Source organism: Caldicoprobacter faecalis (assembly GCF_900115765.1).
Taxonomy (GTDB): domain Bacteria; phylum Bacillota; class Clostridia; order Caldicoprobacterales; family Caldicoprobacteraceae; genus Caldicoprobacter; species Caldicoprobacter oshimai.
In genome coordinates, this window is the sequence record NZ_FOXR01000013.1 from 1 (window position 1) to 15,588 (window position 15,588).

At 49.2% G+C, this 15,588-nt stretch carries 17 protein-coding genes and 2 pseudogenes; all 19 read right to left on the minus strand.

Going from position 1 to position 15,588, the window contains the following annotated elements; genetic code table 11:
• Positions 1-155: pseudogene (locus BM241_RS13120) on the minus strand (IS200/IS605 family accessory protein TnpB-related protein); the annotation flags it as partial.
• 29 nt (positions 156-184) lie between these two features.
• A pseudogene (locus BM241_RS12760) lies at positions 185-265 on the minus strand (IS607 family transposase); the annotation flags it as partial.
• An 83-nt stretch (positions 266-348) separates the two neighbouring features.
• The gene (locus BM241_RS06465) at positions 349-2,124 is read right to left on the minus strand and encodes a V-type ATP synthase subunit A (RefSeq protein WP_092282327.1); all 1,776 of its coding nucleotides are present in this window, start codon (positions 2,122-2,124) and stop codon (positions 349-351) included.
• Positions 2,125-2,131: 7 nt separating this feature from the next.
• Entirely contained in the window at positions 2,132-2,455 is a 324-nt protein-coding gene (locus BM241_RS06470; RefSeq protein ID WP_025748173.1) for a V-type ATP synthase subunit F, read from the minus strand.
• A complete protein-coding gene (locus BM241_RS06475; protein ID WP_177206114.1) occupies positions 2,448-3,452 on the minus strand; it encodes a V-type ATP synthase subunit C in 1,005 nt (334 codons plus the stop codon). Before BM241_RS06475 ends, BM241_RS06470 begins: the two co-directional genes overlap by 8 nt.
• Positions 3,453-3,535: 83 nt before the next feature.
• The gene (locus BM241_RS06480) at positions 3,536-4,144 is read right to left on the minus strand and encodes a V-type ATP synthase subunit E (protein ID WP_092282329.1); all 609 of its coding nucleotides are present in this window, start codon (positions 4,142-4,144) and stop codon (positions 3,536-3,538) included.
• An 11-nt stretch (positions 4,145-4,155) separates the two neighbouring features.
• Complete coding sequence (locus tag BM241_RS06485; RefSeq protein WP_084054715.1) at positions 4,156-4,686, minus strand: V-type ATP synthase subunit K; 531 nt, start codon at positions 4,684-4,686, stop codon at positions 4,156-4,158.
• Between the two features lies 1 nt (position 4,687).
• Positions 4,688-6,655 (minus strand): V-type ATP synthase subunit I, encoded by a 1,968-nt coding sequence (locus BM241_RS06490; RefSeq protein WP_025748177.1) that lies wholly within the window; start codon positions 6,653-6,655, stop codon positions 4,688-4,690.
• Positions 6,642-6,980: a V-type ATPase subunit subunit G family protein gene (locus BM241_RS06495; protein ID WP_169729757.1), complete on the minus strand. Its 339-nt coding sequence runs from the start codon at positions 6,978-6,980 to the stop codon at positions 6,642-6,644. Before BM241_RS06495 ends, BM241_RS06490 begins: the two co-directional genes overlap by 14 nt.
• Positions 6,981-7,033: 53 nt before the next feature.
• Positions 7,034-7,663 (minus strand): uracil phosphoribosyltransferase, encoded by a 630-nt coding sequence (gene upp / locus BM241_RS06500; RefSeq protein ID WP_025748179.1) that lies wholly within the window; start codon positions 7,661-7,663, stop codon positions 7,034-7,036.
• Between the two features lie 49 nt (positions 7,664-7,712).
• On the minus strand, positions 7,713-8,420 hold the full coding sequence (gene rpiA / locus BM241_RS06505; RefSeq protein WP_025748180.1) for a ribose-5-phosphate isomerase RpiA: 708 nt from the start codon (positions 8,418-8,420) through the stop codon (positions 7,713-7,715).
• Positions 8,421-8,492: 72 nt separating this feature from the next.
• Positions 8,493-8,960 carry a low molecular weight protein arginine phosphatase gene (locus BM241_RS06510; RefSeq protein ID WP_025748181.1) on the minus strand — a complete coding sequence of 156 codons (468 nt, stop codon included), beginning with the start codon at positions 8,958-8,960 and terminating at the stop codon, positions 8,493-8,495.
• A 166-nt stretch (positions 8,961-9,126) separates the two neighbouring features.
• Complete coding sequence (locus BM241_RS06515; protein ID WP_092282330.1) at positions 9,127-10,179, minus strand: L-threonylcarbamoyladenylate synthase; 1,053 nt, start codon at positions 10,177-10,179, stop codon at positions 9,127-9,129.
• Positions 10,180-10,273: 94 nt separating this feature from the next.
• On the minus strand, positions 10,274-11,020 hold the full coding sequence (locus BM241_RS06520) for a ZIP family metal transporter (protein WP_242948290.1): 747 nt from the start codon (positions 11,018-11,020) through the stop codon (positions 10,274-10,276).
• Positions 11,021-11,062: 42 nt separating this feature from the next.
• Positions 11,063-12,139 carry a peptide chain release factor 1 gene (gene prfA, locus BM241_RS06525; protein WP_025748184.1) on the minus strand — a complete coding sequence of 359 codons (1,077 nt, stop codon included), beginning with the start codon at positions 12,137-12,139 and terminating at the stop codon, positions 11,063-11,065.
• Positions 12,140-12,243: 104 nt separating this feature from the next.
• The gene (gene prmC, locus BM241_RS06530; RefSeq protein ID WP_025748185.1) at positions 12,244-13,113 is read right to left on the minus strand and encodes a peptide chain release factor N(5)-glutamine methyltransferase; all 870 of its coding nucleotides are present in this window, start codon (positions 13,111-13,113) and stop codon (positions 12,244-12,246) included.
• Positions 13,055-14,041: a DUF1385 domain-containing protein gene (locus BM241_RS06535; protein WP_025748186.1), complete on the minus strand. Its 987-nt coding sequence runs from the start codon at positions 14,039-14,041 to the stop codon at positions 13,055-13,057. The genes prmC and BM241_RS06535 overlap by 59 nt, the downstream gene beginning before the upstream one ends.
• A 71-nt stretch (positions 14,042-14,112) precedes the next feature.
• Positions 14,113-14,325: a 50S ribosomal protein L31 gene (gene rpmE, locus BM241_RS06540; protein WP_025748187.1), complete on the minus strand. Its 213-nt coding sequence runs from the start codon at positions 14,323-14,325 to the stop codon at positions 14,113-14,115.
• Positions 14,326-14,501: 176 nt separating this feature from the next.
• Complete coding sequence (gene ytvI, locus BM241_RS06545) at positions 14,502-15,566, minus strand: sporulation integral membrane protein YtvI (RefSeq protein WP_025748188.1); 1,065 nt, start codon at positions 15,564-15,566, stop codon at positions 14,502-14,504.
• Positions 15,567-15,588: the final 22 nt, after the last annotated feature.

Below are 15,588 nucleotides of genomic sequence, written 5' to 3' on the forward strand. Positions count from 1 at the left end.
CCCTGTAGTTCTCTTTTTAGTGTGTTTCTGCTCGAGCCTTCTAAAAGCCTGTTATATGCATATCTCATGCAGGATGACCATCTTCTCATTAAATCTAGCACTATTTGCTCATCTTCCTTGCTTGGGAAAGTAAGCTTGGCCTGTATTGTTATCATGTTTTTTACCACTCCTGTTTTCATTCACCCCACTTGTTTCTTCCCTTTGGTGTCCTGATTGGGGCTATTAGCCCTTTCTTTTCTTGATTTATTAATGTACTTCTACTGATGTTATATGTTTCTTTAAGTTTTTACATATTCAATAACATCGATAATTATCCAATTAAAATTATATTATTTTGTATTGTTGTTTTTAACTGTTGTTACCTCCCTCTGACATCAAAGACGACATCTGTTCCCTTAACTCTTTTAGGATCTCATCCAGCTGCTCCAGCTGGCCCTCGGGAATGTATTTGGCCCGCCCTATGCGCTCTCTTACCGGAAGGTTGACCACCTGGCTGAACTCCGCCCCTGCATCCAGAGCTTTTTGTCCCAGATGATAAAACTCGATTATCAGCTTCAGCATCTTGTACTGCTTGGCAAGAGAAGTAGAAGTATAGGTATCCACGTCGTGGAAAGCGTTTTGGTGCAGGTAATCTTCCCTGATGGACTTAGCAGCCTCCAGCACCAGCCTATCCCTCACCGACAAGGCATCTACTCCCACCAGCCTGACTATCTCCTCAAGCTGTGCCTCCTCCTGCAAAAGGGCCATGGCCTCCTGCCTAAGCTTAAGCCACTCCTCCGATACTTCCTTGTTGTACCACTCGTTCAACCGATCAAGATACAGCGAATAGCTGGTTAGCCAGTTTATGGCAGGGAAGTGCCTGCGGTATGCAAGCTGCGAATCCAAAGCCCAGAAGACTTTAACTATGCGCAATGTGGCCTGGGTTACAGGTTCCGAGAAGTCACCGCCGGGCGGTGAAACGGCACCAATAGCGGTTATAGTGCCTTCTCGGCCGTCTTTCCCTAAACATATGACGCGGCCAGCCCGCTCGTAGAATTCCGCAAGCCTGGAGCTCAAGTAAGCCGGATAGCCCTCCTCACCAGGCATCTCCTCCAAACGGCCCGACATCTCGCGAAGGGCTTCGGCCCACCTTGAGGTGGAGTCGGCCATGATAGCGACGTTGTAGCCCATATCCCTGAAATATTCCGCAATGGTGATACCAGTGTATATGGACGCCTCACGGGCCGCCACAGGCATATCAGAAGTATTAGCGATGAGCACCGTCCGCTTCATAAGCGGTTCACCGGTCTTGGGGTCTCTCAGCTGAGGGAACTCCATGAGAACATCGGTCATCTCGTTACCCCGCTCGCCGCAGCCCACATACACTATGATGTCGGCATCGGCCCACTTTGCCAGCTGGTGCTGTACCACCGTTTTACCGCTGCCAAACGGCCCGGGTACGGCAGCCACCCCTCCCTTGGCCACTGGGAAGAAGGTATCGATAACCCGCTGGCCCGTTATCAGGGGAAGAGTGGGCGGGAGTTTTTCCTTGTACTTTCTCCCGATGCGAACAGGGGTCTTTTGCATCATGGTAATATCCACAGTAGCCCCATCAGCTGTTTTGACCTTGGCGACGGGCTCTACAATTGTAGCCAGCCCCTGGTGGATCCACTCTATGACACCTTCTATACCCTGGGGCACCATAATGCGGTGCTCCACTATGGAGGTCTCCTGGACCACCCCTATTATGTCACCGGGTTCAACCTGGTCCCCTGGCTTGACACGGGGCACAAATTCCCACTTGCGCTCTCGATCCAATGAAGGAACCTCAATACCCCTTACAATGCGGTCCCCCACCTTTTCACGTATGAGGGTTAAGGGACGCTGTATACCGTCAAATATGGAGCCTATAAGCCCCGGCCCCAGCTCTACGCTTAAAGGCTCGCCAGTGGAGTACACAGGCTCTCCCGGCCCTAGCCCCGAGGTCTCCTCATATACCTGAATCGAAGCCTTATCTCCCCGTAGCTCTATTATCTCGCCAATGAGCCTCTTGTCGCTTACTCGCACCACGTCGAACATCTTGGCATCGGCCATTCCTTCGGCTACGACAAGCGGCCCCGACACCTTTACTATCCTACCCTGCATAGCTCACCTACCCTCGCTCTCCAAATAAAATGTCGACTCCTACCGCCTTTTCCACGCTGGCTTTGATCCCTTTCATTCCCAGCCCCATGCTCCCAGCATTATTGGGAATCAAGGTAATAATAGGAAAAGGCTGAGCACTGTATCTATCGATGGTCTCCTGGATGTCCTTTGCTATCGGTTCGGTTATGAACAAAACCGCATAGTTCTCTTTGGCCAGCCTGTGAATAAGCCTAGCAGCCTGTTCAGGCTGTGTAACCGGAAAAACCGACAGGCCCAAAGCCTTAAACCCCAGTACTGAGTCCTTGTCGCCAATTACGCCCATCTTATACATACACATCACGTAGCCTTTCACGAATTTTTTCGGCAGGCAGATCGTTTATCTTACCCACCATGATTATGCGTATGAGCTTAATCTCGTTTTCCTTGGCCAATAGATACCCCACAATGGCTTCTATTCCAAATGGATTATATCTCACCGACTTGACGTAATTCAGCAGATAGTCGTCCATCAGCCTTTCAAAAGCAGTTAGAGTACCCGTCCGCAAAAAGTCCTGAACGCCCTCAGCTACAACTTTCCCGTAAGGAGTGGATTCCACCTCTTTGATCAACTGCTCATACGGCTGCTCAATGGCACGGCTATAGAAAGAAACGCTCAGGCTGCCGTGCGGGATCAGCATTTCCTTCAAAAAGTCAAACCCCTGGCCCAGCCTCTTTGCCCGCAAAAGCGAACGGAGGTTTAAAAGGTCAACCTGCATTTGAAAATAACGGAGAGCAAACGAATTCCTTTTCCTACGGCACACTTCAAATATATGGTCATACATGGCCCGGTCCAGCATGGTGTCAATCCTTTGTGGGTCAACCTTCAGCACACAAATCTCGTCAATATCCTTTACGACATCAGCCATAAACGGCGGAAGTATGCCGCTGTCCGGATCCTCCACGGCCTTCCTTAAAACCTCCACCGGAATAGTGCCCATTTGAGCCAAGGGCAACTCATCATCCTGGCCGCTTAAATACTTGTGTTTCAATAAAACCTTGAGATTATGAAAATCATATTTTAAGAAAAACAGGTCGGTAATGGCTGGGTCAGGCGAAATCTCATCGATGAAATCACGTACTCTCTTCATCTCTTTCGAAAGGAGCTCATCATATTCATAGGGAGAACTCAGCTCTGCAACCAAAGGAGCATAGCTGGTCTCCGACAGCACCTTGAGTGCCTCCTCGGCAGATTCGGCATCCACCATCCGCTCAATGCGCTCCCGAGTAAGCAGCCTGGTCTCCAAAACCCTGACTCTGGCCACCCCGTATTCATAACTGGGTTGAGGCATCATATCATCCTTCCTACAGCCAACAACAAGTCAATTATGTACTCTGCTACTCTAAAACCTTTTATAAGCTTAACAAGTTAAATTTAAGCAAGTTCACCGAATAGCATTTCAGCCACTTGAGGCTCCATTTCAATTCGCAATGCCCTCACAATTGCCTCAAACGAGCTGTTTATCTCAACTTCATGTCCTCGAAGGACAAAGCCGGCCTTAAACTGCCCTCTATCGGGCGCCAGGCGCAACTGTCCCTTCCGTCCTTGTTTTTTTAGCTGTTCATTGACGTAATCCAGGAAACCCTGGTCCAGGCGGTACTGGTCGTAAACCGAGAATACCACCTCTTCATCTCCCTGAAGAGGGGCATTCAAAAGCATGGAAGCAATGACCTCCCTGTATTGGTCATCGGCCATACTGCTTATCCTCTCAATAACCCCTCTAAATACGGCTTCTATCATGTCTCGCTTGGCGGCCAACACCTTTTTCTTCATCTCCAGCTGAGCTGACACCAGCATCCTTCTTTTATGCTCGCGGGCCGCCTCCATGTTTTGCTCGGTCAAGCGCTTTTTAAGCTTGCCGACCTCATTGGCCTTGGCCTCTTTAATCTCCCTTGCTTTTTCCTCAGCCGACTGGATTATGCGTTCGGCTTCCTGCTGAGCATCTTCCAGAATACGCTGTTTGATCTTGTCAAACCCATTCATAGCGCCCACTCCTACACTGGGATACCGTTCACCATGAGGAAGGAAGCCAGCAGAGCCAGCACAGCATAGGTTTCCACCACTACCGGGAATGTGATGGCCTTACCAAGCTCTTCAGGCCGCTTTGCAATTATCCCAATGGCAGCCGCAGAGGTTCTCCCCTGGTATATGGCCGATATAAGCCCCACTATGGCAATGGGCAAAGCGCTCACAAAGAGCAACAGCCCAGTCTCGGGGGAAACATCTATCATACCACCAAAGATGTTCAGCTTATTCATGATGATAAAACCTATGAGTAGGCCGTAAATCCCCTGAGTACCGGGCAAAGCCTGAAGCAGCAGTACCTGACCAAACTTATCAGGATCTTCGGTTACCACGCCTGCCGCACTCTGACCAGCAATGGCCACACCGAATACCGAACCGAGTCCTGCCAGCACCACTGCTGTAGCAGCTCCCAAAATAGCGTATATCTGTCCCAAGCTCAAACCTGTCTCAGTAGTTGACGCCGCAGTTCCCAATACTGCAAAAATCTGTCCTAATTCCATATCAAACAGCCTCCTCTTCCTTGTATACATCAATAAATTTTGTCTTTATGCGTAAAGGCTTAAAGGCATGGCCTCCAGCCTCAAAAAACCTGCCAAAAAACTCTATATACTGCAACCTGCTGGAGTGAACATATGCACCCAGTATGTTGATGAGTATGTTGAATGAATGCCCTGCTGCCAAAATAACTATGGCAATTATCCAGCCGATCCACGACTTTGCTGCCATAAGCCCCAGCTGATTTATGACCGTGCCGATGACGCCACCGGCCAACCCTAAGGCAAAGAGCCTGGAATATGAAAGCATATCGCTGAAATAACCGGTAATATTGTACAGGCTCAATATGCCAGACAGCAATCTCTTTATGATGCTCTTTTGATGTCTGCCTTGAGTGAGCACAAGCCCGATTGCCCCGGCCAGCGCCATGTACTGCCCTACCACTTTCGAATATGTCGCCATAAGCACCAGGCCTATTAAGGTAATATACCAAAACCCCTGGTCAAACATGGCATCCCACACCTTGCCCTGGCGTATGCTCATGTAAGCCTTGATGCCCATGCCTACGAAAATCTGAATGAGGCCTAAAGCAAAACAAAATATGAGCATCTTTATTGGCTGAGCAGCCGGTTCAAACCATAAGGGGGGCAGCCCTAAAAGCTGGCCCGCATTGCCAAACCATCCTCCAAACACAGCACCCCACAGAAAAGTGGATATCCCGCCCAAAAACACCAGCATACCCAGCTTTTTACCCATTCCCTTAAGCTTTAGCTTACGCATGGCCAAATAAGCTATAGATGCGATGACGATGCCATACCCCGCATCTCCCATCATTATGCCGAAAAATACGAAGAAGAACGGCGCCACAAAGGGATTGGGGTCTATGCTGCGGGGATGGGGCGTGCTGTAAAGCTCGGTAACCAGCTCAAAAGGCTGTACCAAAGGCGGATTATCATACGCCACCGGAAAAAGCTCATCAGGCTCCGGGTCCTCCAGCCGAATGTAAACCGCAGAGGTAATACCGTGCATTTTAGATACAAAGTCTTCGGCATAACGGCTGGGAACCCACCCTTTAAGCACAAAAGCCTGGCCGGTTTGCAGAAGCTTTAACCCTTCCTCTTCCTTATCCCTCTGTATCGACAGAGCATCGTAAAGGATTTCCAGCTCCTTGACCCGTACCGCCAGCGCCCTTGCCTGCTCCTCTATCTTTTGCCTTTCGGCATCAATGGCACGCAGCTCATGGTCACATTGCTTTATAATTTCTGCAGGAGTGCCTTCCATATTGCTGAAGCTTACGCGGTTGAACCCCAGCTCCTTCAGCCGCACATCCACCTCTTCTGCCAAATCCCTGTGATATGCCAAAAAGTAGTTGACCTGCTCTTTGTCCTCTCCGACTCTCTGTATGTAAAACTCCCTTGCACCCAGCTCCTGTACCATCCTCTCCTCAAACTGGGCTGCAACCCCTTTTTCTACCGTACCTATCATCGTATGGGTCGCCAAGGTATTGCCTATCTGCTCCAGAGGGACGTTCAATTCCTTCCAAGGCAACAGCTGTTGTTTTGTGCTGAGCATGCGGGTCTCACGAGACGACAGCTCTGTAAGGCGCTGTTCCAGCTTACGGCAGGTGGCTGCAACCTGCAATATGGAATCAGCATTTTTGCGCACCTTGTTGAGCTCCTCAAGACTGACAGCGGGTTTGGGCGCAAATGCCGAACGCTTCAAATTATTATAGCGACCAATAAAATCCAGCGCAAATTTTATTTCTGATAGCTGGGATTCGATGCGCTCCACAATCCCCTGACCGTCATATCTTTCTAAAAGCTGGGTCTCGCCATCCTGCCCCTCTTCAGCATACTCTTCAAGCTCGATATTATCGATTTCTACATTGCCCATGAGCTGAATGGCATTAAGTATCCTATCCTTGTCAGCCTGCAAGCCAACGAGGAGCAGTTTTTTCATTTCAACTATGGCCATGCATATTCACGACCTTTCCCATAATCAAGGAAATGGCTTTATCCAGCTTGGCCTGGGCCATTTGACGTATCTTTTGGCACTCTTCCTCCGCTTTCTGGTTTAAAGCCTCTATCTCCTTCCTGGCTTCCTCTTCAGCCTGACGCATAAACTGCTGCCTCTCTTGCTGCGCTTGCTGAGTCACCTCTACCAGAAATCTGTTACCCTCTTCCTCGGCCCTCCTCAATATCTCCCTTGCCTTTTCCATTGCCTGCTTCTTTATCTCTTCAGCCTGCTGCTCTGCCTGCCTAATCTCCTTTATGGCATCTATACCCATAACCGGCATCACCTCTCTTAACCCACCATTATGTTTCTCGGTGCAAACAGCAGGACCTCTAATTCTTATTTCGTTCCAAACAGCCTGTCTCCGGCATCCCCCAAGCCGGGTACTATATACCCGTGTTCGTTGAGGCATTTATCTATGGCCGCTACAAATATATCTACATCCTCATGATCCCGCCGAAGGCGTTCAATACCCTCGGGAGCGGCTATTAAACAAACGAACTTTATGCTTCTGGCACCCTTTTGTTTTATGAAATTCAAAGCCGCAGATGCTGAGCCCCCAGTAGCCAACATGGGATCGATTACAATGAGCTCCCTCTCTTCTACATCTGGGGGCAGCTTGCAGTAATATCCTACCGGCTCCAGCGTCTCGGGGTCGCGATACAGACCGATATGTCCTACCTTGGCAGCCGGTATGAGCTTGAGCATGCCGTCCACCATTCCAAGCCCTGCCCTTAAAATGGGTATAATCCCTAGCTTCTTGCCGAATATGACCTTGGTTCTGGCCTTGCCCACCGGAGTCTCTATCTCTACCTCTTTGAGCGGCAGGTCACGGGTGACCTCATAGGCCATAAGCAGAGATATCTCTTCCACCAGCTCTCTGAACTCCTTAGCCCCCGTCTCTTTATCCCTGACGAGGGACAGCTTATGCTGAATCAACGGATGGTCTAAAACGTGTACTCTACCCATTTTACCTCTCCTTTTGTTGTTAAGCTTTACGTGGTTACCGGTATGGCATTCAGTCCTTTTGACTTGCCAGCATTACTTCCACTCCATCCTCCCATGCAACCAAGGCTTTATGGGCCATTCCTAAAAACAGGCCGGTCTCCACCACTCCTGGTATCGATTTCAGCACACGATTTAACCGGTATACATCAGGTGCTTCGTCAAAATACAGGTCCACGATGAAATTGCCATTATCGGTCACCACCGGCCCAGCTTTTCTGACCGCCATTCTGAGCTCAGGTCTGGCGCCGATTTCTCTAACCTTTCGCATCACCAAACCAAGAGCTGCCGGAATAACTTCCACCGGCACCGGAAAAGATACAGCCAGCTTTTCCACCAGCTTGGAATGATCCACTATGATTACGAACTCATCGGCCATGGTGGCTATGACCTTCTCCATTGTATTGGCAGCGCCGCCACCTTTTATTGCGTTCAAGCTGTAATCGATCTCATCGGCACCATCAATGGCGATATCCAGCCTGTCCACCAACGAAGGATCAAGCAATGGTATCCCGTGCTGATAACACATGAGCTTAGCTTGATAGGAAGTTGGCACGCCGCGAATGGACAAGCCCTGTCTAACCCTTTGGCCCAGCTCCTCAATAAAAAACGCAGCAGTACTGCCTGTCCCAATCCCAACCGTCATACCATCCTTTACCAAATCAGCCGCTGCCAAACCGACAATTTTCTTGAGATTTTTACCCTCATCCTGTGCTTTCATGGCGCTGTAATACCCCCAAAAACATTCTTTAATATTATAACCTAACCCATCTGGCAATTGCAATAAAAAATATTAGGCTTTCAGCTTTTCTATCAGCTTTGTGAGGGCTTCCTCCAGCTCGCGAGCACAGCTTTCATAAACCTCCACCGGCTGGCCAAAAGGATCAAGTATCTGCGCCAATTCCCCTTTAACCGACCCGCCTTCGACGTATTCCTTAAGCACATGTATCTTGGATGCGGCTTCTGGATACATGCTGCTCAATATCGATTTGTGTCGATCGGTCATGGTCAATATCAGGTCAGCTTCTTCAACAAGCGATGCATCCACATTCCTGGCCCGGTGATCGCTTAAGTCTACCCCTCTTCGCTCCATAACTTCAATGGCCTGGGGCGTGGCGCTGTCCCCCTCGATAGCGGCTAGGCCCGCAGACATGACTTTTATATCGTCCAGCCCATTTTTCTTTGCCAGGTCTTTAAACAAGGCCTCGGCCATGGGGCTTCGGCAGGTATTGCCTGTGCACACAAACAGAACCGTTTTCAATCTATAAAACCTCCCTCTTGGCCGTAAAAATCCATTGGCCTACCGTTTTTTCTCCTATATTTCCCCAAATCCGTTCCTTGACATGCGCAATCAATTTATATGTTCTCTATTGTTCTATTATATAGTTACTCCATAATATCATACATGCTAAACCAAATGCTAGTTTTTACGCATCAATCACGCGGAATGCAGCTGCCCTCAACATGCGGTTCATTATTGCCAAACCTTCATCCTTTGTCTCTATCCATTCAGCAAAGACGACGTCCACTCCCAGGTCATCAAACTGCCTCAAAGCCGAAAACAGGTTGGAAGCCATCACAGCAGGCTGGGTGCGACTGCCCAATACCAGCACTTTCCCTTCTTTATAATAATCCTTTGTCTCATGAGTGGCAAGTATTCCTACCTTCATGCCCTGTTTTATATATTCTTCTGCCAGGGCATTTATTCTCTCCACCATTTGATCAAGCTCTCCCCGCACCACCACCACCTGGGCATGAGGCGCATAATGGGCATATTTCATTCCGGGAGATTTGACCGGTTGTCCTTCCTTGAGCGGTTTTAAAGCGCTGGCATCAACCCTTACCTGCCCCAATACCTCCGTCAGCATTTCATATGTGATCCCTCCGGGTCTCAAAATCGTAGGGACCTCGGCCGTCATATCCAAAACCGTGGACTCCAAGCCCACCTGACATTTCCCTCCATCCAGTATAAGGGGAATCCTGCCGTCGAGGTCATCCAAAACATGCTGCGCCGTGGTAGGACTGGTATGGCCCGACCTGTTGGCGCTCGGAGCCGCAATGGGCACCCCGCTGTATTCTATAAGCCTTAAAGCCACCGGGTGTCGCGGCATCCTAATGGCCACCGTATCCAAACCAGCCGTCACTGTATCCGGTATAAGATGGGACTTCTTCAAAATCAGGGTAAGAGGACCTGGCCAGAAACGCTCCATAAGGGTGCTGGCTGCGGGAGGCAATTCCCTTACCAACCTGTCCACATCCTGGCGTTTTGAAATGTGCACTATGAGAGGGTTGTCTCCCGGACGCCCCTTTGCCTCAAAGATCTTCTGAACCGCAGTTGCATCCAAAGCATTGGCCCCCAGGCCGTATACCGTCTCAGTGGGAAATGCCACTACTTCCCCACCCTGTATCAGCCTGGCAGCTTCCAGTATAGCACTACAATCGCTTTCCACATCATTTATCTTTAGTACCCTGGTCCTCAATTGTACCTTTCTCCTTTCGGATAGACGCGTAACTTGATATTCATTCACAATATAATATACTTTACTTTACATTAAGTCAGAAGATATGTTTATATTAAAGCAAAGAAGAAACCAAAATCCCCGTTATCACTCCCATTATAAGGCCCAGCCCAGGAATTCTGCCCCTGTACAGGTCCCTGGACCTGGGTATGAGCTCCAAACACGTTATGTATAGCATCGCCCCGCCGGCAAACCCCAGGCACAGGCTTATAAAATAAGGCGATATCTCGCCCAGCAAATATCCCACCAACGCACCAATGCCTGTCGGAACGCCGGCTATAACGGCAGCTAAAAAGACCTTCCACCTGCCCATACCGCCTATTCGCATAGGCGCAGCCATGGCAATGCCCTCCGGCACATCGTGAAAGGCGATGACAAGGCTCAATCCCACACCGTACGACTCCATAGCCGTGAACCCCGACCCTATAGCCAAACCCTCGGGGAAATTGTGAAGCGCAATGCCTATCCCCAGCAAGATGCCGGTCTTTATATACTGGCTTATGGAAGCGGCATTCCTTTTAAAATCGCTCCTCCAGGAGGTTATGGCCTCATCGCAGGCTATAATCATGACCACTCCCAGGCACACGCCCCCTATACTTACGCCAAACCCTCCTATTTCAAAAGCTTCAGGTAGAAGGTCAAAACACACCACCGCTATCATGAGCCCGGCAGAAAAATTCAATAAGGTGCTCAAAAATCGCCTGCCTGGATTGTTTAAAACAAATCCGATGATACCTCCTAAACCAGTGCCCAAAATTCCGGCTGCCGTACCCATGACACAGCTAAACAGCAGCTCATCCAACCCAAACCATCCCCAAACATAGAGCTTTTATAAAAATTGTATTCACTGGGATGCTTGGGTATTCTTAAGCCTTTCGGTCTGATCGTTTATTATAAGCTCATTTATGATTTCGTCCAGGTCTCCATCTAGAAAACCTTCCAGGTTGTAGATGGTCATCCCAATCCTATGATCTGTCACGCGGCCCTGCGGAAAGTTATAGGTCCGTATTCTTTCGCTTCTATCGCCCGTACCCACCTGGCTCTTTCTGGCCTGAGCATATTCCTGCTCCCGTTCCCTCTGAATGGCATCAAGTACACGGGCCTTTAAAACCCTCATGGCCTTTTCCTTGTTCTTCTGCTGCGACCTCTCATCCTGGCAGGTAACCACTATACCTGTGGGAAGATGGGTTATGCGCACGGCCGAATCAGTGGTATTGACGCTTTGGCCCCCATGCCCCGACGACCTGAAGACGTCGATCCTTAAATCGTCAGGATTTATCTCCACCTCAATGTCTTCAGGTTCTGGAAGCACAGCCACGGTAGCGGTGGAGGTGTGGATCCTGCCACCTGATTCGGTGGTGGGGATTCTCTGCACCCGGTGGACTCCGCTCTCGTATTTTAGCCGGCTATAAGCGCCTTTCCCTTCTACTACAAATATGATCTCCTTCACGCCACCCATGTCGGTATAGTTGGCGCTCATGACCTCTATCCTCCAGCCCTTACGCTCGGCATACCTGCTGTACATCCTGAAGAGGTCAGCGCCAAAAAGGGCTGCTTCCTCTCCTCCTGCCCCGGCCCGTATCTCCATAACGACGTTTTTCTCGTCATTGGGGTCTTTAGGCAGAAGCAGGAGCCTAAGCTCATGGAGCACCTTTTCTTTTCTTTCTTCAAGAGCATCTAGCTCATCTCGAAGCATGTCCAAAGACTCTTCATCCAGCTTTTCCTTTAACATCTCGCGCGCCACAGCTATGTCCTGCTCTATGGTCTTGTATTCCCTGTATTTGACCACAATATCCTCCAGGTCGGCATGCTCTTTGACCAGCTTTTTCCATTCGTCTTGCCTGGCAATCACTTCTGGATCGGCAATTGCCTTGCTCAATTCTTCATACCTTCTTTCGATAAACTCCAGTTTATCCAGCATATATCTTCCCCTTTTGCCACAAGTTTGTTTAAAAAATGAAACAAGATAGTTTGACAATCGGATCATAGCAATGCTGAGCTTAAAAACCTACTCGTATGATCAACTCAGCAGCGTGTGGCTGAAACAACGCGCTCAATACCCGCCAAATCTTTCTCGATTGTAATATCTTGATAGCAGCCCGTGCTTTCCAGTATGGCTTTAACGGCCCGGGACTGGCCGTACCCCACTTCAACGGCCAACAATCCCCCGGACTTCAACCAATCCAACCCCTCCCTGGCCAACCGGCCGTAAAACTTTAAACCATCATACCCCCCATCAAGGGCAATACGCGGCTCATAATCCTTGACCTGCGGCTCCAAACCCTCGATCTCCTGTGTGGGTATATACGGCGGATTGGATACAACAACGTCGAAAGGCTGAACAGCAGGATGATTATACAAAGGCGCGAAGAGGTCTCCCTCCAGAAAAGTTATGCGATCCTGAACGGCGTGCCGGCAAGCATTAAGCCTTGCCACATCCAATGCCTCGGCCGAAATATCAACAGCAGTTATACGGGCATTGGGCAAAAAAAACGCAAGGCTTACGGCAATTGCGCCGCTTCCCGTACCCACATCCAGTATCTGGACAGGCCCATCCTTTTGAGATCCCCATTTGATCACATGCTCTACTAGTATCTCAGTATCGGCACGGGGTATCAATACCCTGTGGTCAACATAAAATTCCAGCCCCATAAACTCCTGCCTGTTGGTTATATACTGAATGGGGCAGCCCTCGCATCTCCTGTATATCAGGTCAAAAAACTCATGGGTCTGAGTGCCGTCCAACTTCCAGTCCCTCATGAGATACAGGTCGTGTCTCTGGCACTTTAGTATATGTGCCATCAGAATCTCTGCCTCCAGCCTGGATGCCGGGACATTATAGCACTCTAAAATCTTCTGTCCCTTCCTTAATACCTCCATCCCCTTCAGCTGCATCTTCAGCCCCCTTGCCAGTCAACCCCGCGGCCTCCACAAAAGCCCTTATGGCAACTTCCAGCTGGGCATCATCCGGCTCGCGGGTGGTCAGTTTTTGCAGCATAAGCCCTGGGAACATGACGAATTTTACACCCGGCCAGCTGGTTTTACCCGCCCATTTTATTATCTCGTATGAGACGCCGGCCACCAGAGGTAACAACAATATCTTCATGAGGATGCGCACTATCAGGTTATCCCAGCTCAATGCCGAAAACGCCACGATGCCCACCACCATCACCACCAATAAAAACGCCGTACCGCACCTGGGATGCAGCGTGCTGTACTTTCTGGCATTTTCTACTGACAGCTCCTCGCCGTGTTCATAGCAGTGAATAGCCTTGTGCTCTGCCCCGTGATATTGGAAGACCCGCTGTATATCTTTGATCCTGGTCACCAGTACAATATAACCGATGAATATAGCAAGCCTTATTATTCCCTCAATCAATCCCAGTATAAAGCGATTGGTTATCCATTCTCTGAGCAATCCCGTCAGCACAGCAGGAACCACCACAAACAGCACTATTGCCAGCCCAATGGCCAGCAACAGCGCAAACCACGCCATTACGTCTTCCACCTTTTTGCCGGTTTTATCGGCTACAAACCTCTCAACCCTCGATGGCTGGTACTCTTCTACAGCGCTTTGGTCACCGTACATCTCGGCAGAGGCCATAAGGGATTTTACCCCTATAACCAGCGTTTCGGCAAAAGTTATAATCCCCCTTATAACCGGCAATTTAAAGATGCGATGCCTATCCTTTAAAGAAGAGAGCGGATGGCTGTGCACCACGATCTCGCCGTCACAGCGCCTAACGGCTATAGCCACGCAAGAAGGAGCCCGCATCATCACTCCTTCCAGCACCGCTTGACCCCCTATATCGCATTTTCTCATTGGCTACACCCCTCGTAACAAACAAAAATGCAGACCAGGGTACAACCCCAATCTGCACTCTTCTGTGGAATTCACACCTGGTCGCTGTCCAGACCATACCTCTTCTTAAATCTTTCCACACGCCCTCCTGTATCTACCAGCTTTTGTTTCCCGGTAAAGAAAGGATGACACTTCGAGCATATCTCAACCCTGATCTCCTTCTTGGTAGAGCCGGTAACAAATGTCTCGCCACATGCACACCTCACTATGGCCTCTCCATACTCGGGATGTATACCTTTCTTCATCACTGTCACCTCTTTCGTTGATAATTACAACCCTTTTATAACTATTACAGTATAGCACACCAAGAATATTAATTTCAAGACATTTTTCAGCCATAACTCGGCTTTCAACTACCTCTTTCATGCATATCTGGCTTTGCAACAGTAAAGCTAAGCTTAAAACCGTCGAATTCAGGCCCTTATGCCTTCCACTGAGGCAAAATCCTGGCTTTTTGAAGCGCTTTTATAATAGCCACAATAATGGGGCCCAAAAACAGTCCAATGATTCCAAAAAGCTGCAGCCCCACATATATCGATATAAGGGTGACAAGCGGATGCAAGCCCAGGCTTTGTCCCACCACCTTGGGCTCTAAAAACTGGCGAACTATCAATATGACGATATAAAGCGCTATAAAGGCAAGCGCCTTTGGAACATTGCCCATAATCAGGTTAATGGCTGCAGCAGGAATTAAGATGGTCCCAGTGCCCAATACCGGCAAGGCGTCCACCACTGCCGTTATGAGAGCCAACGAAAAGACGTATTTTACGCCTATCAAGCTGTATCCTATGAGCAGCTCGATAAAGGTAACCGAAATGAGGATGGACTGCGCCTTAATAAAGCCCATCAGTGCAGCGAAAAGGTCCTCTTTTACCGTGCGGACCTTGTTTCTCCATCCCTCTGGTATCTGCTTATAGACAAACCTCGAGATCTTCTCCCTGTCCCTGCTCATGAAGAAAGAGGACACTAGCGATATTACTATGAAGAGGAACAGCTGAGGCAAAAACTTTACCATATCCAACAGGTAATTCAACAGGCTTTGCAAGAATACCGATATACTCCCCACAACAGACCCCAGGCTGTCCCTGATCGTCCTTTCAAGCTCAGCAGGCAAGCTCAAATATAAATTCTGCACCCTGCCCAACAGCGTATCGACATACTCTCTAACCACTTGAGCGCTGGGAATCTCCCTGGTTAACCGCCATATCTCATTGACCAGCTCCGAGAAGATGAGTATCACAATGCCACCCGTAATCAGTGTGAAAAAGAGGAGCACTATGCCCACCGCTGTCCCCCGGGGCAACTTGAGCTTAGTCGTTAAAAAGCTGACCGGCCGTTCGATAATAAAGGTTATAAACAGGGCTACTACAAATGGGGCCACATAAGGTATGACCTTGATAAGCAGCAGGAGCACCAGCAAAAGTACCAGTACTATCCATGCTATGCTCTTTAAATATCTTTTATACCGTGGACTTATGCTTACCATAGTTTACCCATACCCCGCTGTA

What these genes read in the sequence shown, in the direction of transcription:
- BM241_RS06480 (WP_092282329.1), bottom strand. Translation starts at nt 4,144, where the DNA reads ATGAATGGGTTTGACAAGATCAAACAGCGTATTCTGGAAGATGCTCAG.
- prmC (WP_025748185.1), bottom strand. Translation starts at nt 13,113, where the DNA reads ATGCAGCTGAAGGGGATGGAGGTATTAAGGAAGGGACAGAAGATTTTA.
- BM241_RS06485 (WP_084054715.1), bottom strand. Translation starts at nt 4,686, where the DNA reads ATGGAATTAGGACAGATTTTTGCAGTATTGGGAACTGCGGCGTCAACT.
- ytvI (WP_025748188.1), bottom strand. Translation starts at nt 15,566, where the DNA reads ATGGTAAGCATAAGTCCACGGTATAAAAGATATTTAAAGAGCATAGCA.
- BM241_RS06490 (WP_025748177.1), bottom strand. Translation starts at nt 6,655, where the DNA reads ATGGCCATAGTTGAAATGAAAAAACTGCTCCTCGTTGGCTTGCAGGCT.
- BM241_RS06465 (WP_092282327.1), bottom strand. Translation starts at nt 2,124, where the DNA reads ATGCAGGGTAGGATAGTAAAGGTGTCGGGGCCGCTTGTCGTAGCCGAA.
- BM241_RS06535 (WP_025748186.1), bottom strand. Translation starts at nt 14,041, where the DNA reads ATGAGAAAATGCGATATAGGGGGTCAAGCGGTGCTGGAAGGAGTGATG.
- upp (WP_025748179.1), bottom strand. Translation starts at nt 7,663, where the DNA reads ATGGGTAGAGTACACGTTTTAGACCATCCGTTGATTCAGCATAAGCTG.
- rpiA (WP_025748180.1), bottom strand. Translation starts at nt 8,420, where the DNA reads ATGAAAGCACAGGATGAGGGTAAAAATCTCAAGAAAATTGTCGGTTTG.
- prfA (WP_025748184.1), bottom strand. Translation starts at nt 12,139, where the DNA reads ATGCTGGATAAACTGGAGTTTATCGAAAGAAGGTATGAAGAATTGAGC.
- BM241_RS06475 (WP_177206114.1), bottom strand. Translation starts at nt 3,452, where the DNA reads ATGCCTCAACCCAGTTATGAATACGGGGTGGCCAGAGTCAGGGTTTTG.
- rpmE (WP_025748187.1), bottom strand. Translation starts at nt 14,325, where the DNA reads ATGAAGAAAGGTATACATCCCGAGTATGGAGAGGCCATAGTGAGGTGT.
- BM241_RS06470 (WP_025748173.1), bottom strand. Translation starts at nt 2,455, where the DNA reads ATGTATAAGATGGGCGTAATTGGCGACAAGGACTCAGTACTGGGGTTT.